The sequence below is a fragment of the Pseudoalteromonas sp. 3J6 genome, from assembly GCF_903995135.1.
GTDB lineage: Bacteria > Pseudomonadota > Gammaproteobacteria > Enterobacterales > Alteromonadaceae > Pseudoalteromonas.
In genome coordinates this window covers 1970221-1993974 of record NZ_LR877185.1, presented here as the reverse complement: position 1 = coordinate 1993974, position 23754 = coordinate 1970221, and the positions used below count along the sequence as shown (strand labels likewise).

16 protein-coding genes and 1 pseudogene are annotated in these 23754 nt (G+C 41.1%); 8 read left to right on the top strand and 9 right to left on the bottom strand.

The window, feature by feature from the left end:
* Positions 1–22: 22 nt before the first annotated feature.
* The 4 genes from P3J6_RS09075 to P3J6_RS09060 are packed head-to-tail and all read right to left on the bottom strand — an operon-like array spanning position 23 to position 3153.
* Positions 23–796 (bottom strand): CsgG/HfaB family protein, encoded by a 774-nt coding sequence (locus tag P3J6_RS09075; protein ID WP_138764900.1) that lies wholly within the window; start codon positions 794–796, stop codon positions 23–25.
* Positions 796–1218 (bottom strand): curli assembly protein CsgF, encoded by a 423-nt coding sequence (locus P3J6_RS09070; RefSeq protein WP_138605903.1) that lies wholly within the window; start codon positions 1216–1218, stop codon positions 796–798. The genes P3J6_RS09075 and P3J6_RS09070 overlap by 1 nt, the downstream gene beginning before the upstream one ends.
* Complete coding sequence (locus P3J6_RS09065; protein ID WP_178956929.1) at positions 1212–1604, bottom strand: curli production assembly/transport protein CsgE; 393 nt, start codon at positions 1602–1604, stop codon at positions 1212–1214. Before P3J6_RS09065 ends, P3J6_RS09070 begins: the two co-directional genes overlap by 7 nt.
* Positions 1605–1644: 40 nt before the next feature.
* The gene (locus P3J6_RS09060; protein ID WP_178956928.1) at positions 1645–3153 is read right to left on the bottom strand and encodes a curlin; all 1509 of its coding nucleotides are present in this window, start codon (positions 3151–3153) and stop codon (positions 1645–1647) included.
* Between the two features lie 569 nt (positions 3154–3722).
* On the opposite strand from P3J6_RS09060, the gene P3J6_RS09055 reads away from it, so the two are divergent.
* The 4 genes from P3J6_RS09055 to P3J6_RS09040 all read left to right on the top strand — a co-directional run bounded on the left by P3J6_RS09055 (position 3723) and on the right by P3J6_RS09040 (position 14032).
* Positions 3723–6227, top strand: coding sequence for a S8 family serine peptidase (locus tag P3J6_RS09055; RefSeq protein WP_178956927.1), 2505 nt, complete (start codon positions 3723–3725; stop codon positions 6225–6227).
* A gap of 264 nt (positions 6228–6491) precedes the next feature.
* Positions 6492–9665, top strand: coding sequence for a glycosyl hydrolase family 18 protein (locus tag P3J6_RS09050; RefSeq protein ID WP_198522796.1), 3174 nt, complete (start codon positions 6492–6494; stop codon positions 9663–9665).
* Between the two features lie 66 nt (positions 9666–9731).
* Entirely contained in the window at positions 9732–11336 is a 1605-nt protein-coding gene (locus P3J6_RS09045; RefSeq protein WP_198522795.1) for a lytic polysaccharide monooxygenase, read from the top strand.
* A gap of 65 nt (positions 11337–11401) precedes the next feature.
* Complete coding sequence (locus tag P3J6_RS09040; RefSeq protein ID WP_198522794.1) at positions 11402–14032, top strand: glycosyl hydrolase family 18 protein; 2631 nt, start codon at positions 11402–11404, stop codon at positions 14030–14032.
* A 91-nt stretch (positions 14033–14123) separates the two neighbouring features.
* Here the strand turns inward: P3J6_RS09040 and P3J6_RS09035 are convergent, their stop codons facing one another.
* Positions 14124–14606 carry a putative 4-hydroxy-4-methyl-2-oxoglutarate aldolase gene (locus tag P3J6_RS09035; protein WP_198522793.1) on the bottom strand — a complete coding sequence of 161 codons (483 nt, stop codon included), beginning with the start codon at positions 14604–14606 and terminating at the stop codon, positions 14124–14126.
* Between the two features lie 349 nt (positions 14607–14955).
* Between P3J6_RS09035 and P3J6_RS09030 the strand changes: the two genes are divergently transcribed.
* Positions 14956–16419 (top strand): carbon starvation CstA family protein, encoded by a 1464-nt coding sequence (locus tag P3J6_RS09030; RefSeq protein WP_138605919.1) that lies wholly within the window; start codon positions 14956–14958, stop codon positions 16417–16419.
* Positions 16420–16481: 62 nt separating this feature from the next.
* Here the strand turns inward: P3J6_RS09030 and P3J6_RS09025 are convergent, their stop codons facing one another.
* Positions 16482–17000: a TetR/AcrR family transcriptional regulator gene (locus P3J6_RS09025; RefSeq protein ID WP_198522792.1), complete on the bottom strand. Its 519-nt coding sequence runs from the start codon at positions 16998–17000 to the stop codon at positions 16482–16484.
* A gap of 439 nt (positions 17001–17439) precedes the next feature.
* Between P3J6_RS09025 and P3J6_RS09020 the strand changes: the two are divergent.
* The 3 genes and pseudogenes from P3J6_RS09020 to P3J6_RS09010 form a co-directional block, all read left to right on the top strand.
* Positions 17440–17589: pseudogene (locus P3J6_RS09020) on the top strand (glutathione S-transferase); the annotation flags it as partial.
* Between the two features lie 48 nt (positions 17590–17637).
* A complete protein-coding gene (locus tag P3J6_RS09015) occupies positions 17638–18333 on the top strand; it encodes a cupin domain-containing protein (RefSeq protein WP_198522791.1) in 696 nt (231 codons plus the stop codon).
* Positions 18334–18438: 105 nt separating this feature from the next.
* On the top strand, positions 18439–18834 hold the full coding sequence (locus P3J6_RS09010) for an STAS/SEC14 domain-containing protein (RefSeq protein ID WP_178956919.1): 396 nt from the start codon (positions 18439–18441) through the stop codon (positions 18832–18834).
* A gap of 41 nt (positions 18835–18875) precedes the next feature.
* Here P3J6_RS09010 and P3J6_RS09005 read toward each other — a convergent pair whose 3' ends face one another.
* From P3J6_RS09005 to P3J6_RS08995, 3 genes are all read right to left on the bottom strand, one after another.
* A complete protein-coding gene (locus tag P3J6_RS09005) occupies positions 18876–19826 on the bottom strand; it encodes a carbohydrate kinase family protein (RefSeq protein WP_198522790.1) in 951 nt (316 codons plus the stop codon).
* 116 nt (positions 19827–19942) lie between these two features.
* On the bottom strand, positions 19943–22336 hold the full coding sequence (locus tag P3J6_RS09000) for a TonB-dependent receptor (RefSeq protein ID WP_010389296.1): 2394 nt from the start codon (positions 22334–22336) through the stop codon (positions 19943–19945).
* A gap of 167 nt (positions 22337–22503) precedes the next feature.
* Positions 22504–23733, bottom strand: a complete 1230-nt coding sequence (locus tag P3J6_RS08995) for an MFS transporter (protein ID WP_198522789.1) — start codon at positions 23731–23733, stop codon at positions 22504–22506.
* Positions 23734–23754: the final 21 nt, after the last annotated feature.

The window sequence follows — 23754 nt, the reverse complement described above, 5'->3', positions numbered from 1 at the left end:
TATTTGCATAGCCTTTTATTTTTTAAGCTTGTTTTTTAGCCCAAAGTCCTCGATCTATGCCTTTAGTAATTAAATCAGTAAGCGCTTTTTCTATGGCTTGTGTCACACAAATACTCATAGGTTCGTTATCACTAAATCCAGCTTCGGCTTCGGCTAAACGTTTGTAACTAACATATCTAAAGAAGCCTGCTCGCATTTCTTGGCTCAATACTTTTTTGCTGGTGGCTACTGATAATAGTACTTGGCCAGTTCTTACATCGACTGCACGCAAATAAATTGAAATTGCATCTTCACGATATAGCTCTGAGGCACCAATCCCAAAGTATTCCATTCCTAATCCGCCAGTTTTTACATTGGTATCGTAGCTAATTATGCCACCTTCTAAAATAATTTTTGCGGTGGTTAATGGCGGAAGCTCGCTCTGATTAGGGTTAGTCGCTTGTGCCGCTCTAATAATTTTTCGCTCAGTCAAAATGTTTTGTAAACCCTCACGTTCAACCGGCGTAAACCAGTCAGACTCATGTAATGCTTGCACTAAAATAGAGTTTGCACCTTGAGTGACGGCCGTTGAAAACGAGCTAACATTAGTTTGTGGTTTATATTGACCGGTTTGATCGCGAAATGAATAAACCGAAACTGGAATGCTACCTGCAGGTTTAGGTAAGCTTTTTAAGTCAGAAAAAACATCTGTTGGCTCTAACGTTACCGCACTTTGTTTTGATGGGGGAATTAAATTACCCATAGTAGAGCAACCACTAAGAGAAAGAGCGATTGTTATTATAATTACTTTATACATTATCCAAACCTCGGTACTTCGATAACCACAACCGAGTCATCAATTATATTTGTTATTCTAACCGTGATAGTGTCGGTTGTACTGGTGATTACTTCTATTTGATAATCGCCACTCATAAATATTGAATCTTGGTTAAAAACACTGTCTTCAATATTTTCGCCAAAAGCCATGTCGGTGATTTCTCTCACCATCCTATTTAAGTATGTTCGCTCTAATGAATCCTGAAATTGCTCTGCATACCCTTTTTCGATCACAGGCGCTTTATGCTTATTTTGTGCTTGTGCCTTACTAAGCAGCATATTGGCATTGAGAGGGTTGCCGCCAAAGCTCGGGTTAATAGGGGTGTAAATAATTTCAGTTGCGGAGACTGAAAAGCTTAAAGTCGTTATTATTGTTAATACTATTTTTTTCATTGTTACCATCCGTTCAATGCCATGTCAGGACTCGCTGTTTGCATATTCGATCGCGCCATTGCGTCCATTACAGAATGTACTGCTTGCTCTACCCGCTCGTCCAAAGGCTCTAGCTTTCGTCCCAAGTGGGTTGCATAAATTATCTTATTATTCATTATTAATACTAATTTGGTGCCAGCACGGGGTATAACCGTTTCTTTTATTTCTACATTGAAGCCTGCTGTTGAGGGGAATTCGCGCCAATAGTTTGAAAATTCACTATAAAATTGATACCCAAAGCGGCTAATACTTTTGTTTAGAAGTAATCCATCGATTTCTAAATCATCACTGGCATTACTACAAGGAATAAAAAGAGTTAAAAGTATAAAAAAATAGTTATATTTATTATTTTTCATAGTTAAATAAGGGAGAGGGTTACTCTCCCTTTCTCATCAATTACATTTGTGTAATTGTTGCAGTGTTACCATCACCGATTTGCGTGACAGAGAATGTACTGTTAAAGCCAATTACGTTACCTTCAACAGTATTGTAATTACCTGTTTGAGTAACAGAGAATGAAACGTTTTCACCACCTAGTAAAAGCGCTGAATCTCCCGTTCCACCTACCCAGTTTCCCTCACCTTGTTGTGCAATATCAATAGAGTGATTACTGCCCTCTACCATTAAGTCAATAACGTTGATATCACCATTTTGAGCGATATCAATTTGGTTTGCATTACTATCAAGAACACCCGCTAGTGTAACAATGGCTTCGTTTTGGTTACCGACTTGATTAACATCAATATCGTTATCGTTTGATGTAAGTGAGACATCAGGGTATGAAGACTGCACTAAAATTGCGTTTTCATCACCACCTGATTGGCTAAGGTCAACATCATTGCCATTACCATTAAAATTAGCTAAATGAACCGAGCTGGAATTACTAACTTGAGTTACTGTAAATTCATTATTTGATCCAATTACACCCATGTATACTTCATTAGTGTTACCAACTTGCATTGCTGTAAGCTCATTGTTATCGCCCATTAGCTCAGTTGTTGCAAGGTTCTCATCACCAACTTGATTAACTGTTACTTCGTTGAATGAACCGTCAAAAAGACCAGATTCAATAGCATTATCTGAACCTTCTTGGTCTAGTTTTATTTCATTATCATTGCCAGTAACGGCTGCAAAAGTAATCGTATTGTTATCACCGCTGCTTTGTTCAATAGCTATTTCGTTTGCATCACCAGCTATATCAGTGAATGTAACAATGTTGCGTGAGCCATCTTGGCTAACATCAATTTCATTTTCGTTGCCACGTAATGACTCTATTTTAAATTCATTCCACGTGTCTGTTTGTTCAATTTCAATGATGTTTTCATCACCAGATAAGCTAAGTATTTCAAACTCTTGCCACATACCTGACTGAGATGAAATAATTTCGTTGCCGTTACCTCTCATGTCCATGTTGTAAAACCAATGGCCGCCATCACCTTGTTCTACGTCAATATTATTGTCGCTACCGGTGATAATATTGATTGCTTCATTATTCTGGAATAATCCTTGGCCTAATTGAGAAACATAAACGCCGTTATGATCACCCGTAATACGAGTAATAAAACCATTAGCGATACCATCTTGCGCATAAGTCTGTTGGTTGTTATCACCCGTTGTTTCAACTTCGGCGTAATTACCATTTTGTAATTGAGCTATTTTAACATCGTTATTGTTACCGACTTCAGTAGCTAGTGCAGTATTGCCATCCCCATCTTGAGATACTAATGCTGTATTATCAGAAAATGATTGTTTAACTGTTACGGCATTTTCAATGCTACTTACAGATACTTTAGATGCAAGCTCAGAAGTTGAACCCGCTTTTGATTCTGTAGTTGCGTTTGCTGTAAAGCTTGCGCCCATTGCAATTGCAATAGCACAGCTTAAAAGTGATTTATTCAATTTCATTATTATTCTCCTTGAAATGCAAAATTAAACACCTTGGTTGTTTATTAAGTTTTAATAAGGTGTTTGTCGTTACAGCATGCCGTGCTGTTAAATGTGTGATTAACTTTTATTCTTAAACGTAAGGTGCGGTTTTAATCATGAATGTAGAATCTAGCTTTCAGTGCTTGAACAGTATGTTTACTGTTATCTACTTCATAACTGCTCAGTCACTGTATTCTTCAATGAACCTATTTTGAATCATCTTTTTTAATGGTATTTAAAGCTGTTTAGTTTCAATGGCTTGAAATTAAATTTTGGATTTATATTTATTTCTCACTAAAATCCAATAAAAAATAATGAGTTAATGGTATGTTAAAATTAATGAGTTTAGCTCATTAAAATGGATGTTTTTTATGTTTTTATCACTGTATTTCTAGTTAAAAGTAATGATTTTGTACCTTATTTTTTTTTTTTACTTGAGTTAGTCGCTGTTTAACCGTTTTCTTAGCACTTGCCACGTGATTGCTTAAATTCTTATACGTAAATTTTCCACTTAGTACAGCTAAGTTAACTTAATTACGGATAAAACGATGAAAACAAAATTATCTATTATTACACTTGCACTTTTACCTTGTTTAGCTGCGGCGAAATTGCCTGATGTAAACAGTACGACTCAAAAAGTTACTGCGAGTAGTGACTCAATTATTGTTAAATATAAAAAGAATGCTTCGCCGGAAATGCGTAAGCAAGCTCGTTCGTTAGTAAAAGCCAAAATATCTGATCTAAATAACGATGAAATTGATGATAACTTCACTTCGTTATTTTCAGGCCGCCTCGCTAAATTTAAAATATCAGGAATGAGCGCTAAAGAAGCAATTGAGCGCTTAAAATCACATCAAGCTATTGAGTATGTTGAGCCTGATTACCGAGTGAGCATAGCAAACGCAACTAATGATCCTCGCTTTGAAGATTTATGGGGCTTAAATAACGAAGGCCAAACTGGTGGTACGGTTGATGCAGATATTGATGCACCTGAGGCTTGGTCAATTTCAACTGGTAGCCGTGATATTGTTGTAGGTGTTATTGATACTGGTGTAGATTATAGCCATCCTGATTTAGCTGCGAATGCGTGGGTAAATAGCGGTGAGATTGCTGGAGATGGTATCGATAATGACGGCAACGGTTATATTGATGACGTACACGGTATTAACGCGATTACCGATGCTGGCGACCCAATGGATGACGAAGGCCACGGTACACATGTATCAGGTACAATTGGTGCCAGTGGTAACAATGGTGTTGGTATTGTTGGTGTAAACCATGATGTATCTATTGCAGGTTGTAAGTTTTTAGCTGCAGATGGTACAGGTTCTACATCTGGCGCTATTAAATGTATTGACTACATGGTAGGCCTTAAAAACTCAGGTGTTAACCTTCGTGTATTAAACAATAGCTGGGGCGGTGGTGGTTATAGCCAAGCACTTGCTGATGCGATTACTGCCAGTGAAGAAGCTGATATTTTATTTGTAGCTGCTGCTGGTAATGATGCGGTAGACAACGATGTAAATCCTCATTACCCATCTAATTATGAAAATGACAATGTATTATCTATTGCAAGTACTGATAGTCGCGACAATATGTCTGGCTTTTCACAATGGGGTTTAACCAGTGTTGATATGGGCGCGCCAGGTAGTGCTATTTTATCAACCATTCCAGGTGGCGGTTATGCAAGCTATTCTGGCACATCAATGGCAACACCACATGTAGCTGGTGCTGCTGCACTTGTATTGTCAGTAAATCCAGATCTAACATCACTAGAGCTTAAAGAGTTACTTATGTCTAGTGGTGATGCTAATGCGGCATTAAATGGTAAAACGGTTGCAGGTACACGTCTAAATGTTAACCAAGCAGTCATTGATGCTGATCCAACTCCTGGGTTTAAATTATCAGTATCACCTGTTTCTCAACAAGCAACAGTTGGTGATACGGTTACCTATACCTTTACAATTGGTTCAGTTGCACAATGGGATGGTGACGTTTCACTTGCTTTGGCTGCTGATCTTACTGACGCATCGCTAAGCGCAACTACAGCTCGTCCAGGTGATGAGGTTGTATTAACGGTAGCAACTAATAGCGATACTCAGTGGGGTAATTATGACTTTACTGTAACTGCTTCAACAGACGAGCAAGTTAAAGATCAAACAGTAAGCTTAATGCTGCAACCTGCTGGTTTGAACGACTTTACTTACAGTAGTAATGAACGCGTTGAGATTCCGGATAACTCACCTGAAGGTGCAAGCTCTGTTATTACTGTGGCCGATGATTTAACTATCTTTGGTACCACGGCTGATGTAGACATTACGCATACTTGGTCTGGTGACTTAGTGCTTACACTTATTTCAGCACAAGGTACAGAGGTTACTTTACAAAGCAATGAAGGTGGCAGTGACGACGACATTGTGAAGTCATTTACATCAACGGTATTTAATTCTGAGGTAGCGACTGGAGATTGGACACTTAATGTTGAAGATACAGCAGGCGCAGATACGGGTAATATCAATGGTTGGTCACTTACATTTAGTGCTATTGGTGAAGTAAGTCCACAACCACCAGAAGCCGGCTTTAATGTTTCAGCACAAGGTTTAACTGCTACATTTACAGATACAAGCCGTGATGTTAATGATGACATTTCACAGTGGAGCTGGAACTTTGGTGACGGTGCAACTTCAACTGATGCAAACCCTGTTCATGCCTACGCTGAATCAGGTAGTTATGAAGTTGAACTAACTGTAACAGATAGTGAAAACAACTCAGATACATTCACACAAACAGTTGTTGTAAGTGATGTTGAAATTGAGTTGACTCTAAAACGCGCTAATAAGTCACGTCTTGATACTATGCGTGTAGAGCTAAACTGGGAAGAAGTGGGTGCTGAGTCACTTAGCTTATACCGAAATGGCGAACTAGTAGATACCGTATCAGATAATGGCCGTTACCGTGACTACGTTCGTAACGCAAGATTATCAACGTATAACTATAAGTTATGTGTTTCTGAGAACGTATGTTCGAATATTGTTACGGTTTCATTTAATTAAGCAAAATATACATTCCTAATGTAAACCAAGCCCAGTTTCACTGGGCTTTTTAATGCCCAATTAATAAATGTTATTAATTGAACTTGGTATTTTAATAGTTTTTATAGTAGTTATAAATCACTAGCCTCATATTATTAATTAATCAATTTGTATCTATTTTGTTTATTAATTACACTTTATTTACTTGATATTTACTTTGTTCATGCTAGTTTCATAAATGGAAACTGACAATAGCATTTCTTAACACACTAAGCGGAGGAGCTAATGAGCTCACGGAAAATAATAAATAATGCCCTTAAATTAAGTGTCTTATCACTAAGTGCATTTAGTTTAAATGTATATGCATCAATAGACTGCAGTACATTGACGACATGGGAGTTAGGGCAAACTCATACAGCAGGAAGCCAAGTAAAGGCACAAAATAATGCGTATGAAGCCAAGTGGTGGACACAAGCAAACCCTTTGGAGAATACCGGTCAATATCAAGAATGGTTACTTTTAGGTGCGTGTGACAGCGCTGTCAATGATAATCAGTCGCCTATAATTACTGAGATCACACCTGGGAATGGTTCTTTATTTAACGATAAAGACAACGTTGTCATTTTGGCGCAAGCAACTGATTCAGATGGCTCGGTTGCAGGTGTAGAGTTTTTTGTCGACGGCATTTCCATAGCGGTTGATAACACTGCGCCGTTCAGTGTTAACTGGCAAGCTATCACGGGCGAACATCAAATTAGCGCGGTAGCAACAGACGATGAAGGAGCGAACTCTGCAGAAGTTGTTAATACGCTGAACGTTAGTGATTCAGTAGTTGTTGACCCTGTTAATCAAGTACCTGTTGCCGCTATTTCATTTAGCACGCTTCCGGATCAACTGGTTGTTGGTTCGCAGGTGGTGTTTGCACTTTCTGGAACTGATAGTGATGGCCAAGTAACGGCTCTGAGCTTTGCAGCAAACGGGGTGGATGTTCATCAATCAAGCTCACCAGCGAGCAGTTTTGCATGGCAAGCAACGGCACTTGGTCAGGCAACTTTCACCCTAACGGTGACCGATAACGACGGTGCAACAGCGCAAGTAACAAAAGTATTAACGGTTGTTGATGAAAATACAGGCCCAGTTACGGGCACTGACTGTCGTCCCCAAGGTTTATATCAAACTCCCGGTGTAAACACGCCTTACTGTACGATTTATGACGCAAATGGTCGCGAGATCATGGGCCCAGATCATCCACGCCGTGTAATTGGATACTTTACTAGCTGGCGTAATGGCGCTAATGGTCAACCCAGCTATTTAGTAAACGATATTCCTTGGGATAAAATCACCCACATCAACTATGCATTTGCCCATGTTGATGCGAACAACAAAGTATCTATTGGCGATCCTGCTTCAGTAAATAATCCTGCTACTAATATGGAATGGCCGGGCGTAGTTGGCGCTGAAATGGACCCAGAGTTTAACTACAAAGGTCACTTTAACCTGTTAAACAAATATAAAAAACAACACCCAGATGTAAAAACATTAATATCAGTAGGCGGTTGGGCTGAAACCGGCGGTTATTTTGATGAGACGGGCCGTGTTGAAAGCGGTGGTTTCTATACTATGACCACTAATGCCGATGGTTCAATCAATCATGCTGGCATTAATGCATTCGCACAAAGTGCTGTTGAATTTATTGAAAAGTATGGTTTTGATGGTGTTGATATTGACTATGAATACCCATCATCAATGAATGACTCAGGCCACCCTGATGACTTTCCTATTTCTAACGCACGTCGTGCAGGGTTGAATGCTTCATATCAAGTGCTAATGAAAAAGGTACGAGAAGAGCTAGACCGTGCAGGTGAAGCCGCTGGTAAGCATTATTTACTCACTATTGCATCGCCTTCGTCGGGCTATTTACTTCGTGGAATGGAAACCTTCCAAGCGGTTCAATACCTCGATTATGTAAATATCATGTCTTATGACTTACATGGCGCATGGAACTCGCACGTAGGTCACAACGCTGCGTTGTTTGACACGGGTCTTGATTCAGAGCTTACGCAGTGGAATGTATATGGTACCAAAGAGTTTGAAGGCATTGGGTATTTAAATACTGATTGGGCAGTGCGTTACTTCCGTGGTGCGATGTCAGCGGGTCGAATCAATATTGGTTTGCCTTATTACACCCGTGGCTTTAAAGATGTATCAGGTGGAACAAACGGTTTATGGGGCCAAGCGGCACTACCAAACCAAGCTGATTGCGCTAAAGGTACTGGCGTAGGTGAGAAAAACAAATGCGGTAATGGTGCACTAGGTATCGATAACCTTTGGCATGATAAGAACGATGCAGGCCAAGAAATGCCAGCAGGTTCAAACCCTTTATGGCATGTTAAAAACCTTGAAAACGGCATTGTTGGCTCGTATTTAGGCGTGTATGGCTTAACACCTGATACCGACGCCGATGACCGCTTAACAGGTACTTATACTCGTCACTATGACAGCGTTGCCGTTGCACCTTGGTTATGGAACGCAGATAAAAAAGTATTCCTCTCGATAGAAGATGAAGAGTCAATGGCAACAAAGGTTGATTACGTTATCAACAATGGTCTTGGCGGTATCATGTTCTGGGAGCTGGCAGGTGACTTTGACTATGACTCAGCCAAAGGCGAGTACTTCATGGGGTCAACGCTTACTTCACTTGCATACGATAAGTTTAATCAAAGCGGTGTTGCATATGATGTACATGGCGGAAATCCAAACTTTACAGTGCCTGCTGAAGCAGTAGATGTAACATTTACAGCAAAAGACTTCCCAATTGGTGATGATAATTACCCAATCAGCCCAACGTTTGCATTTACTAATAACTCAAGTCTTGATTTAAGTGGTGCAAAAATTTCATTTGATGTGCCGGTATCAACTTCCGCTATTTTTAAATCTAACTGGAATGCACAAGAAAAACTGGGCATGGCAGTAGAAGTAAATGGCTCGAACGCAGCGGGTAATAATATTGGCGGTTTTGAGAACGAGTTCCACCGTTTCTCAATCACACTGAACAATGAATGGGGCGGTCAACCAAAAGACTTTAGCGCTGGTGCAACTGTGAATGCACAAGTGATGTACTACATGCCAATCACTGGGCCTAGCAACTTTACCATTGAAAAAGATGGAAAAACTTATGCATTCAAAGCTGAATACCCAATGCTACCAGATGCAACACCGGGTGATGGCACGGGCAATCCAGATAACGGTGGCGGTGACCCTGTAGGTACGTGTGAAGGAGTTGATATAGCCACGATTCCTGTTTATCCAAACTTCCCTCAAACAGACTGGGCGGGCAACCCAAGTCATGCTGCTGGCGGCGATCTAATGGTGCATAACAACGTAGTTTATAAAGCCAAGTGGTGGACAACCTCTGAGCCGGGTGCAACAGCAGATTGGACCTTAAGTTGTAGCCTGTAATTTACAAAACAATGAGGGGTAGGCCTGAGCTTGCCCCATGTATTGAGTCTAATAAAGGATAAAATAATGGCATCAATTAAATTTAACACGATTACGCTATCTGCAATTACTAGTGGTTTACTACTCAGTACACTAGCACCGCAAGTGCAAGCACATGGTTATATGGATAGCCCTAAAGCGCGCCAAGCAATTTGTCAAGTTGATGGCGGATACTGGTGGCCTGAAGACGGCACAAATATTCCTAACCTTGCGTGTCGAGCCGCATATTTAGAATCGGGCACGGTGCAGTTTGTACAAGCGATTGAATTTTCGGTTAATACTCCTGACTATTTAAATCAAACCGCAGTTGAGGCCAGTGTACCAAACGGCACTTTATGTGCTGGTGGCGATACAGCCAAACGGGGTATGGATTTACCATCACCACATTGGCAGCGCAGTGATGTAGTACCCAATGCCAATGGTGATATTCAAATACGTTATCTTGCATCAACCCCGCACAACCCAAGCTTTTGGCAGTTTTACATTACCAAGCCAAGCTTCAATAGCGCAACTGACGTACTAACTTGGCAAGACTTACAGCTAGTGCAAGAGCACGACAACATTGAGGTCGTTAAAGACCCCGATGGTAAACGCTACTATGAAATGAATGTTGCAATTCCGCAAGACCGCAGCGGCGAGGCTATTTTATATAGCCGTTGGCAACGTAATGATGTGGTTGGTGAAGGCTTTTATAACTGTAGCGACATCAACATAGTAAATGACGCAGGCCCAACTGATCCAAATTCGTTGACTAGCGTCGGTTACTTTGTTCGCCAAGGGCAAAATGCTATTGCAGGCGACATCGTATGGGCGCGATTATTTGACGAAACAGGCCAAGAGGTGATCAACCAACAGCTTAAAATCAATGCCGACAATCAAGCAAATTGGCAACAAGCATTGGCTGAGCAGCTTAACCTCGATTACGCGCATTTAGTGCAAATTGGTGTGCAAAACCAAGCGGGCGACATTACGTTTGATGCAACCGACGTACTCATAAATCAAGTGTATAGCAGCGATGCAAATTATACCTATGCCTTGAGTGTGCAAGGTGCGCCAACAAACACCGCACCCATTGTACACACCCCAGATAACCTAGTAGTTGATGAAAACACCACAACAGCAATTCATCTGCATGCCTTTGATGATGAGCAAAGTGAGCTAACTTACAGCTGGACAGTACCTACACCGCTAAGCTTTACAGGCTCTGGTGCCAACATCAACTTAACCACTGCAGAGGTATCAGCAAACACCGATTACACCATTGCAGTATCTGTATCGGATGGTCAATTAAGTACCCAAACCAGTTTTAGTGTCACGGTTAACGATGTACCTGTGGTCGATCCGGTTGACCCAACAGTACCTGAATGGGAAAGCACTCAGACCTATCAAGCCAGCGATAAAGCCCGTTTTGCTAACGTTATTTACACCGCTAAATGGTGGAACAAAGGCCAACAACCAGATACCTCAGCGGCATGGGAATCAGCCTCGAAAGCTGACACAGCAGCCACTTGGAATACTAGCAAAGCCTACCAAGCCGGCGCAGAAGTAACGTATCAAGGACAGCGCTATCGCGCTAAATGGTGGACTCAGGGCGATACGCCAGGGCAAGCCAATGTATGGACCAAACTTTAATAAAGCCTAAGTTTTGCAGTTCAAACTTATTAAATAATTACATAAATAATGGATAGGAGAGACCTATGAATATCAAACAACTAAGCGCAGCCATCGGTGTTGCTTTATTTGCAAGCACAGCATCTGCTGCACCGTCTACACCAAGCATTAATTGGGAACCACAGCAATATTCGTTTGTTGAGGTAGATCTTGAGGGAAACGGCTCTTATAAGCAGCTAGTTACCCGTGTTGAACAAGTTAATATCAACATTCAGTGGAGTGCATGGAGTGGTGATGGTGGCGATAGCTACAAAGTATATTTTGATGACATGCTAGTGAATGAAGGCACGCTTGCTGCTGGTTCTAAAAGTGGCACTATTTCATTCCCTTATGATAAAGCAGGCCGCCATACAATGTATGTTGAGCTATGTGAAGGTGGCACGACCTGTGCGCGTAGTGCAGGCAAACCTATTGTAATTGCTGATACTGACGGTGGCCACTTAGCGCCATTGCCGATGGATGTAGATCCAAATAACCGTGACATTGGTATCAAACAAGGTTTAGTTACAGGCGCTTACTTTGTTGAGTGGGGAATTTATGGCCGTGATTATGATGTAACGAATATGCCAGCACAAAATCTGAGTCATATTTTGTATGGCTTTATTCCAATTTGTGGTGAAAACGCATCGTTATCGGGTGGTCCTAAACGTGCACTTGAAACCGCTTGTGCCGGCTCTGCAGATTACGAAGTGGTTATTCACGACCCATGGGCAGCAGTACAAAAAGCACTGCCAGGGGTTGATGCAAAAGACCCTATCCGTGGTACTTACTCTCAGCTAATGGCGCTTAAACAGCGTTACCCAGATATTAAAATTTTACCATCTGTAGGTGGTTGGACGTTATCAGACCCATTCGGTGGCTTTACCAATAAAGCTAACCGCGACACCTTTGTTGCCTCAATGGAAGAGTTTTTAAGAACATGGAAATTCTATGACGGTGTCGATATTGATTGGGAATTCCCAGGTGGTGACGGTCCCAATCCTGACATTGGCGATCCAATCAACGATGGCCCAGCCTATGTTGCATTAATGCAAGAACTACGCGCTATGCTTGATAAGCTTGAAGCAGAAACGGGTCGTACATACGAGTTAACCTCAGCTATAGGTGCAGGTTACGATAAAATTGAAGATGTAGATTACCAAGCGGCTAGTCAGTATATGGATTACATTTTTGCCATGACCTATGACTTTTATGGCGCATGGAGTAATGTAACCGGTCACCAAACTGCACTTTACTGTGGTGAACACATGAGTGTTGGCCAATGTAACGGTACCGGGCTTGATGAAAATGGCGAACCTCGTAAAGGCCCTGCTTATACCACCGATAATGCAGTGCAGCTGTTACTTGCGCAAAATGTACCATCGAAAAAAATCGTCGTCGGCACGGCTATGTATGGCCGTGGTTGGGAAGGTGTTTACCCGCAAAATGCAGCGATTGATGGTAACCCAATGACTGCCCCTGGTAATGGCCCGTTAAAAGGCTCTACGGCACAAGGCGTATGGGAAGATGGGGTTATTGATTACAAGGGCGTTAAAGCCAATATGATTGGTGCTGCGGGCACAGGTATTAATGGTTTTGAAGTGGGTTATGATGAGCAAGCACAGGCCGCTTATGTATGGAATCGTTCAACCGGTAAACTAATTACTTATGATAGCCGTAAGTCAGTACTGGCTAAAGGAGCGTATGTTAATCAGTATAATTTAGGTGGTTTATTTGCTTGGGAAATAGATGCGGATAATGGTGATATTCTTAATGCTATGCATGATGGTTTAGGAGGAGTAGTTGCTCCGCCAACAAATAAAAAGCCAGTTGTTTCAGTATCTGCATCTGTATCTGTTAATTCAGGCGAGAGTATTACAGTAACAGCTTCTGCAACTGATGCAGATAACGATCCACTTAGCTTTAGCTGGAATGTTGATAGCGCACTGGTGGTATCTGGACAAAATAGTGCATCATTAGTCATTACAGCGCCAACAGTGACTGCAGATACGCAGTATGTGGCAACCGTTGTGGTATCAGATGGTAAAGCAACCGTTAATCGTGATGTTGTTGTTAATGTTATTGCGCCAACATCAGGGGGTGAAAACACAGCACCGAGTGTTGATGCTATCGCTAATATCAGCGTTGAAGAGGGCGCATCAGCAAGTGTAGCTGTAGTGGCTGATGATGCTCAAAACGACACCCTTACGTATTCGTGGACAGTACCTGCAGGCTTAACATTAGTGGGTAGCGGTTCAAATGTAACTATTGAGGCTGGCGCTGTAGATACAGATACAGACTTCACAGTGTCTGTTGCAGTCAGTGATGGCGCATTAACCACAACGCAAAGCTTTAGCGTAACAGTTACAAACGTTGATACTACAAATCCACCTACAGGAAGCTGGGATGCAAGTGTTGCATACGTTGGTGGTGATGTCGTTACTTATAACGGCGTTGAATATAAAGCAAAGTGGTGGACTCAAGGCGAGCGTCCTGATTTAGGTGGTGCATGGGAAGCAACAACACAACCTACAGATGGTACGGGGGTCGCAGTTTGGCAGCCAACGGCTATTTATAACAGTGGTGATGAAGTTTCTTATCAAGGTAATAAATACCAAGCTAAATGGTGGACTCAAGGGAACGAACCTGGCTCAACCGATGTATGGTTAGTACTTTAATTTTAACCTGAGAATTTGGGTTTTAAAAAACCATGTAAATTAAAAAAGCAGCTTTCGAGCTGCTTTTTTTGTTAACGACTATTACGAGGAATTAAAATAACGCTTTAGAGCTAATTATTAAACCGTTTACATCAGCATATATCCAATCACCGGTATTAATTGTGGTGTTTAACATATTAACCGGGTGATCTTTAGCACCTAAACCGCGCTTAGTGGTGCAGCGTGGAGTTGCGCCTAGCGCCATCACAGGTAAATCAAGTGTGGCAAGAATTTCAATATCGCGACAGCAACCATTAATAATTATGCCCTGCCAGCCATTTTTTAGTGCGCGCTCTGCAATCATATCGCCAATAAAGGCAAAACGTTTACTGGCAAAACCATCAACAACCAATACTTTTCCCTCACCGTTTTCATGCAGTATGTTACCAGCAAACGAGTTGTCGTCAGGGCAGGTGACGGTCACTACTTGACCATAAAAGTGAGTTTTATTACCAAAGTGTTGCAAGCCACTGTCAGCAACTTGCACATGGTCGCGATGTTCATCGTATAAATCGGGCGTAGTAAACTGTGTCATTGAGGGCATCCTTGTTTTTTGGCAAAGCCATGTACGGCAAAGGCAAGTAAATTTAAAGTAGTAATAATGTTTATCGTAGGCTAATTAATCACTCAGGTGTAGCTATTGTTGCAAATTGGCTTATAGATTTTAGTCGCAATATAAGTACTTTTAGTGCTTTCCATCTGTTTCCATGAGTAACGAATGCTGTTAATTAGTTTTATTTTTTCGAATAAAATTGATTTTGTGAGCGCATTAGCCAAACGTCTCATTGTTGGCTACTTTTTCATATGCTACGTTCAATTGTTATTTAAAAAGTGGGGCGCAAAATAGCGTTCTATAAACACATACAAAAAGAGAAGCGTGCTTTATGATCATCTTTTTTATTTGCCTGACTATTTTAATATTAGGCTATAAGTTTTATAGCCCGTTTGTTGCAAAACAAGCGGGTTTAGATTCAACCGTAGACACTCCGCAAAAGCGTTTTAGCGAAGGTGTTGACTATGTTGCTATTCACCCTGTTCGTGCATTTTTAATTCAGTTTTTGAATATTGCAGGAGTAGGCCCCATATTTGGTCCTATACTTGGCGCCTTGTATGGCCCAGTAGCGCTGGTTTGGATTGTACTTGGTAACGTTTTAGGTGGAGCTGTACACGACTTTTTCTCTGGCGTAATGAGTATTAAAGAAGACGGTAAAAGTTTACCTGAAATTGCAGGCCATTATTACAACGTAGTATTTAAAGGCTTTATGCTTATATTTACTGCTATGTTGTTATTTTTTGTTGGTGTAGTGTTTATTATGAGCCCAGCAGGATTATTGAGTAACTTAGATGCATTTGAAGGCACCATTTTTGCTAGTAATACATTTTGGGTTCTCGCTATTTTAGCTTACTACTTTTTAGCCACGTTATTACCAATCGATAAAATCATCACTAAGTTTTACCCTATTTTTGGCTTGTTAATGATTGTAATGACAGTTGCTATCGCAGTCTCACTGTTAATCAACGCACCCCATTTACCAGTAGCTGGCGACTTTTTAGCGTATTTTGAAGCCGATCATGCTCACGACTTTTTAGCCCCAAATCCTGATGGACTGCCTACTTGGCCGTTGCTATTTATCACCATTACTTGTGGTGCTATTAGTGGTTTTCACTCAACGCAAGCACCTATTATTGCTCGTTGTTTAACTAACGAAAAATATGTACGCCCGGTTTATTATGGCGCGATGATGTGCGAAGGTATTGTAGGTTGTGTTTGGGCGCTTGCTGGTATTGCTGCCTTCCCAGAAGGGTACGCTGGTTTAAAATCGATGCTTGATTTAGGCGGTCCAGGCTTAGTGGTTAACCATATTGCAAACAGCTACTTAGGTGTATTTGGTGGTATTATGGCTATTATTGCTGTTGCTGTTTTCCCTATCACCTCAGGTGATACGGCGTTCCGTTCACTGCGCTTAACGGTGGTTGATGCGTTTAGTATTCCGCAAAGTTTACGTAATCGTTTGTTGTTAGCACTGCCAATTTTAACCATTGCTTACTTTATGACTAAGCTCGACTTCTCTGTTATTTGGCGTTATTTTGCGTTTTCAAATATGCTGCTTTCTACCAGTGTGTTGTGGCTTGCGACCAAGTACCTATTTGACCGTGGTACATTCCATTGGATCACTAGTATACCCGCCGTGATCGCAACCGCAGTGACCTTATCTTACATTATGACTGCGGCAATTGGGTTAAACTTATCAAGTGACTTAGGTAAGCCTATTGGTGTAGTGGTAGCGGTAATAGGCTTTATTGCATTAGCTTTTGTGCACTCAAAACATAAAGTGCATCCAGCTTAAAACTACATAGTTATTAATGTAAAAAGCGAGCTTTATTGAAGCTCGCTTTTTTATATAAGCACTTAAAAAGTGGCTTGTTCAAAGTAGCTAATATCATCTAGGGTTTTACTAATAATCATTGCACCCTCTAATAAGCTCACTGTTTGTATTGCCGCGCGAGCAGGGTTTTCTTCCCCATTCGTAGCGTGTGCTTGAGTTAACCAGGCTAAGTTTTTATTAAAAAACCGCTGAACTTCAACCCGCACTTTATCGGGTAGGCTGTCGCTTTCTGCACCGAGTAAGCCACATAAACACATCTTTTTGTCTATCACGAGCGCATTTCTAAATAACTGAGTGTAAATATCGATGGGATTTTTACCGTTTGCTTTATGTAAATTCGGATCGCCAAGTACTGCAATAAAGGCATCGGTGTATTGATGCGCGAGTTCAGCGCCTAAATCAGCTTTGGTTGGAAAGTGATAATGCACACTGGCACTTTTTATACCAATCTCAGTAGCAAGTTCTCTAAAGCTAAAGTTGCTATAACCACCCAGTCGCACTTTATTTTCTGCGGCTTGTAGCAGGGCTGCTTTTTTACTCATTTTGATATTTCCTTGCTGTTATCTGAAAAATTATCAACCAGTAGGTAGTTATTTTCAAGCTCTTTTATTTTTAGTTTGCAAACACTAAGCGCTTGCTATAAATTACCTATCAGTAGGTAGTTTTGGTTTGCTAATATTAACTTAGGGTCTGTTGACCTTTCAAGGTTAAATTTGCAGCAGTCTGTTTGGCATTTAGGCAAGGCAGCGCCCATGTGGTGTGGTTGTTCCCCATAAATAGGCGATAACGCAGCATCAATACCAAACAGGCGCTGCCCAAAGGGTTCTGCCTAAGGGCGATTTACTCTTTGTTGCTCGGTTTTTACTTAGCCCACTAGGTTACAAATCTCGCGCCGCGATTAAACCGCCCCTAGTTTGAACAAATTATAATCCGCAAAGGTCAACAGACCCTAGGTTGTTGTTAAAAATATAAGAGATCATTATGAAAATTTATGACGTAGAAAATTACCCAAACCCATTGCAGGCTCGTATTGCACTTGCTGAAAAAAAACCGACTGATAAAGAAGAGTTAGTTGCTATCGATTTATTAAATGGGGAATACTGCAGTGAGGCATTTTTGGCAAAAAACCCTTAGCCAAGTATTGGCGTTTAGTTATAAATTAATAATTTGGAGTCAAATATGAAAATTGCTGCCGACTTTAGTCAACGTGTGGTGGTGCATAGTGAGTCACTTGAGTGGATAGCTTCGCCCATGCTGGGTGTTGATAGACGTCCACTTGACAGAGTGGGCGAGGAAGTTGCTCGTGCCACTAGCATTGTACGTTATGCGCCAAACAGCCACTTTAGCCCACATACACATACCGGCGGTGAAGAGTTTTTAGTACTTGATGGGGTATTTCAAGATGAGCATGGTGACTTTCCACAAGGTGCCTATATTCGTAATCCTCCGCAATCAAAGCATACTCCTGGCTCAAAAGATGGTTGCATTATATTTGTAAAACTGTGGCAGTTTCAGCCAGAAGATCGCCAGCACGTTCGTATTCTCACGCAGCATATGCAAGGGCAGAAAACCCCCGAGTTTAATGACCTAAATGCCATTTCGTTATATCAAGATACGTATGAAACAGTGAGTATTTTGCAGTTTAATGCTAATCAATCTTTAACGCTCACGGTAAGTGGTGGTGCTGAGTTGTTGGTTTTGGATGGCACTTTACAAGAGCATAACGACACACTTGAAAAACACAGTTGGCTTAGAGTGCCTGTTAATAGTGAAATTAACGCCACAGCGGGTAACAATGGCGCAAGAGTATGGATAAAAACCGGTTATTTAAATGATGTAGAAAATCAAGTTAATCGGTTAAAGAAACATAATTAGCTCAAAGGATAAATCGGCATTAACTGGCTGTTTTTTGACCTGCTTCATATGATAATTTTTAACTGTTGCCTATAATCAAAGCTCTTTTCATTCAAGGGTTGAGTTATGGTTAATTTAACACATGGTTTATCGATTGGTATTGAGCGCTCAGGCTGTGAGTTTTTCTTAACACTTAAGGCAATTGGTACCTTAACTCACAAAGATTATGAAGTGATCACCCCAATGATCGATTCAGCGCTAGGCGAAGTTAAGCATCCTATTGTTAACGTATTGATAGATGGCACTGAGTTAGATGGTTGGGAGCTTCGTGCTGCTTGGGACGATTTAAAGCTTGGCTTGAAACACAACAAAGAATTTAAAAAAATAGCGATTTACGGTAACAAAGAGTGGCAATCAACCATAGCTAAGTTAGGCAGTTGGTTTATGTCGGGTGAAATACAATACTTTGAAAATGCTACTGCCGCTTTAGAATGGCTAAAAACCAATAATTTAGACGCTTAGCAAAAAAGGCCAACAGTGGCCTTTTTTGTAAGTATCTTGGTTTATTGCGAAAGTGTTTGCTGCGTGGGAAGCGCAGGAAAAGCGCCTTTAGCTAAGCAAGCTTTTGAGCCACAGCGAAGACCAAAGTGAAGCGCTTTTTTTACTATTGACTCATCATTTAGCTTATCAGTAAGTGGCACTGCATTATCGCTGTGGTTTAAGTAGTATAGTACGCCAGCAATAAAAGCATCACCAGCGCTGGTGGTATCTACAGCGGTAATTGTTGGGGCTGCTTCACTGAGAGTAAAAGCGCTATGGTAAACAGTCGCTGGTGCCGGACCATCGGTTAAAAACACTAGCGTTACGCCTAAATCAAGCAGTGACTTTAAGTAGATATCAGCTGATTGTTGGCGTTGCGTTGCTAAAAAGTTTAACTCATCACGTGAGAGCTTAACAATATCGCAATACGCGAAACATGCCTGCACGCTTTGCTCAATGTCGTTGATATTTTGCCATAAACTGTAGCGTAAATTTACATCAAAGCTAACGAGTTTGTGGTTGTTTTTAGCCAGCTTTAAAGCGTACTCAGTGGTTTGTGCAATTGCCGAATCAGTAAGGGTGTTTGAACAAAAGTGTAGGGTACTCAATTTATCCCAATTAATAAGCTTTAAGTGCTCACTCGTTAACAGTAAATCGGCTGTTTGATGACGATAAAAGTTAAAGCTGCGTTCGCCGTTTTCATCTAAGCTGACAATAACCATAGCTGTTTGCGCGCCTTCTATGGTAAATAAATACTCAGTATCTACATTATATTGCTCAAGCGCATTAGTTAATTGTTTAGCAAAATAGTCATCTCCCATACCGCCACAAAACGCAGCTTTACCGCCGAGCTTTGCGTAACCTACTGCCACATTAGCTGGAGCACCTCCTGGAATGGGTAAATAAGCACTGTTTTTAGAGTCTTGAGGCAGCATATCAATAAGCAGTTCACCAAGGCTAAGTAATTTGTTCATAGTGTAAATCCTAAAAAACCTAGCATGGCTAGGTCAAAATTCAAGGGAGAATTATTAAAACTAGTGTAACAATCGCTGAACAAACATAGCTTCAGCAATTGTTACACTAAAATTGGTTAGTTAAACGCGTATTTAAACGTCAATGACGTTGTACGGCCATTAATAGCACGTGCGCGTATAATGTTGTTATCAGGTATTGAGCCTTCTTCTGCTTCAGTAATACCTACCGTATCGAATAGGTTATTTACGTTTAACGCAATATTAAGATTTTCTGATAAATCGTAGCTTACAAAGCCATTTACTTGAGTGTAACCATCAAACTTAAGATCGTTATTATCTTGAGCATAGGCATCGGTAGTACCAATAAAGCTTAGGCCTGCAGAGCCTTTTTCATAAGTGTAACGTGCCATTAATGAGTAAATTAAATCAGCTTGGCGACGAGGCGTATTACCAACCACTTCAGGGGTAAGTGCATCTTTTGCAATTTCAGCGTCTGTCCACGTTAAATTACCACGAAAATCCCATGCATCAATAAAGTAGGTTGATTCAACCTCAATCCCTTTTGCTTCATATTCGCGGTCAAAAAAGGTTTGTGATGTCGCTTCAAAGTTTTGCTCTTCAGTTTCAGCATAAAATGCCGTGGCAAAAACTGACAGTGAATCAAAGCGCTTTTTAATACCAAACTCATACTGGTTTACTTCATCAACGGCATCTTCATCGGCTACTGAGCCATCGGCGCGAACTTTACCAAATAAAAGTCGGTCAGCATTGGCGCGACCGCCTTTACTCAATCGTGCAAACGTTGCAAGGCTTGAGTCAATTTGGTAATTGGCACCAATTGAATATGATGCGTAATCCCAGTCGTAATTAACAGGGCTGGCATTTGCAAGGTCAATACCTGCAACATTTTGTTCAGGAACAGAAATCACACCGTCGCGATTCATATCAACGGTTGAGGTAACCGCGCCTGCATAGTTACCACGTGCTTCACCGCTGTCATAACGGGCACTAGCATCAATACTTACGTCACCCACCTTAGTTGAAAATGCAACATAGGGTGCACGAGTGTCGTATTCTGTGTCGTAATCACGTTGGCAACAGTTACCCCAAAAAGGCGTGCCATAAGCGTATAAGCCATTTTCAGAGAATTCAGTCCCATCGGCGGCTGTTACATTTAACAGCGCAGCGTTATCACCTTTGAGCTCCATTAGGTAGGAATTCCATAACCACGACATGGCAATATTTTGGGTTGACGCATAATAGCCAAAAGTAACGCTAGTATCATCGCTTAGCGATTTAGTCAGTTTGAAGTCGTTAACAATTGAGTCAAAGTCATTCATGGTTACGTCAAACGTATGAATACGCATGGCTAAATCATCGTTAAATGCAGCACCTGTGGTCGCATTACTAAGCGTTGCACCGACACCACCAATACTTTGCGCTATAGCTGATGCATCGCCAACTTCAGCTGGGATCAATGAATTAAAATTACCGCTTACAGATGATTTACGAAAACGGTTTTCAATACGCCAATCGTTGTCTAAATCAAATACAGCCTCAAAACCAATTGAGTCAACTTGCGGATTCATACCATCACGAATATCGCCGTTGCTTATTTGGTTTTCGCCGTTTAAGCGCACTGTTTTAGTAAATAATGCTGAATGCGGGGTATCTGATTGTGCGTCAAACCCAGGAATTGAGTCACCATTTGCATACATTGGCATAGGTAAGTAGCCAACACTTTTATCATCTAAATGTTTGTAATAAAGACGCACGTATCCATTTTCAAAATCTTTGGTCAGGTTGGCTTTAATTTGCCCACCTTTATTTGATGTGTAACCTGTTTCACGTGGGCCTTCACCTTGACGTACAAAACCACCAACATGAAAGCGTACAGTGTCATTTAAATATGTGCCATATTCAAAGTCAGTTCGAATAGTATCGTAATCTAGGCCAAGTGTAGTTGATACGCTGCCCGATTCGTTTTCGCCATTTTTTGAAATAAAATTAATTATGCCACCCGGTGCATTACTGGCTGCGGTAGAGGCTGAACCACCACGAATAGATTCAATGGTTTGCACTGTGTTATCTAAGCGCATAAAAATGTCAGCGTTACCAAATGCAATATCACCATATTGTAAAACAGGTAAGCCATCTTCTTGAAGCTGTAAAAATTTAGCACCACCAGAGGCAACCGGTAAACCACGTACTGCAATGTTGGCATTACCTTCACCGCCGGTTGATTCTGAGCGAACCCCAGGAATGATTCTAAATGCCTCAGCGGTAGAGCGAGGCGTAGACACCTCAACTTGCTCAAGCGACACACTGCTTACAGAAGAACTTGACGCCATTATCGTTGTACGGCGGGGTACACCGGTAACAACAATTGTTTCGAGTCCTTTGTTGGCTTGCGCTTGTGTATTTTGCTCTTGTTGTTGTGCATTAACGCCTTGGCTAACGGCGAGCGCTAAAGCACTGATCAGATATAAAGGTGTGTTGTGTGTTGTCATGTGAACGCCTCGTTTTAAACCCAAAGGGAAGTTGTTATTTTTACTTAATCGATTAAGTAAAAATAACAAAGTTTTTACAATAAGCAAATTATTTTGTTAATTATTTGCTGTTTTTTTACTCAAACATTGATTTTTATAATGTTTTTATAGCATTAAAAGTTGTTTGTTTACTCAGCGACTAAGTTACTTTGCTCTAATGCAGTTGCTGATGGGTCACGAATATAATTAAATAGCATAGCTAAAAATAATATGACTGCAAAACCCGTGGCTAAATAAAATCCGTAGCGCACGTGTCCAAAGTAATCACTGATCATACCCATAAATAAAGGTGCTAAGGCGGCTGACAGTGCGGTAAAAAATAATATAACACCGGCTACTGCGCCGTGTTGATGCACAGGAAAACACGATATTCCCTTAGAATTTAAAGTAGGGTAAACCATCGACATAAATAAACCTGAGAGAGGTAATAAAGCCACAGCCCAATCAACGCCGCCATAAAGAGTGCCAACGTAACACAGCGCAATGCCAAAGCTTAAGTAAACCATAACTCCTTGCCAACTAAACCTATTCAGTAACCATACCGCAATAAAACGCCCTGCAGCACGTAACACAAAAAAGATTGTGAGTGCGTAAGTGGCCAGCAGCGGCCATGAGCCAGTGTAATCTTTTAGTAGAGTAGGCATCCACACGTATATGGCAACTTCGGTGGCAACATATAAAGCAATTGCAAGTGAAAAACCCAGTGCATAAGGGTTTTTAACCATTTTCATAGTCGTTTTTAGTGAGGCTGGCTTATCTGTATTTTTTACCACAGCAGGGTAATCGGCACGCCAAGCAAGCAATGCCAAAATCAAACACATAATGCCAGCAATGATGTAAAGGTAAGTCCAACTTACATTTTGAACCAGCAGCACGCCAACTAAAGCAGGGCCAACAATGGCACCAATGCCAAAAAAGCCTTCTACTTTATTCATGGTTTTGGTGTGCTCTTCGTTGCTATTAGAAATATCACCTAAAAGCGCCAATGCACCGGTTTTAAATAAACCAATGGCGAGGCCAATACAGCACAGTAAAAAAACAAAAAATATAAAGCTGCTACTAATCGCAAACAAAAAACAACTTGCAGAGAATATTAATAATCCAAGCATAATCGTTTTTTTACGGCCAAGACTATCGGCTAAAAAGCCTAGAAATAATCCACTTATTGCAATCATGGCCATAGGCGCATAATGAAACGCACTGGCTTGGGTCATACTTAAACCAAAATCGCTTATGAGTTCGGGAATGATCATGCCAACGGCGTCAGAGGTCATGGCAAACATAAAAAACATCATGTATGTGAGCCAACGAATTTGTTGCAACGGATCGCTGCTTACGTGTGTGTGTGATTTTGTCATTTGCTTTTCCTCGTTAAATGC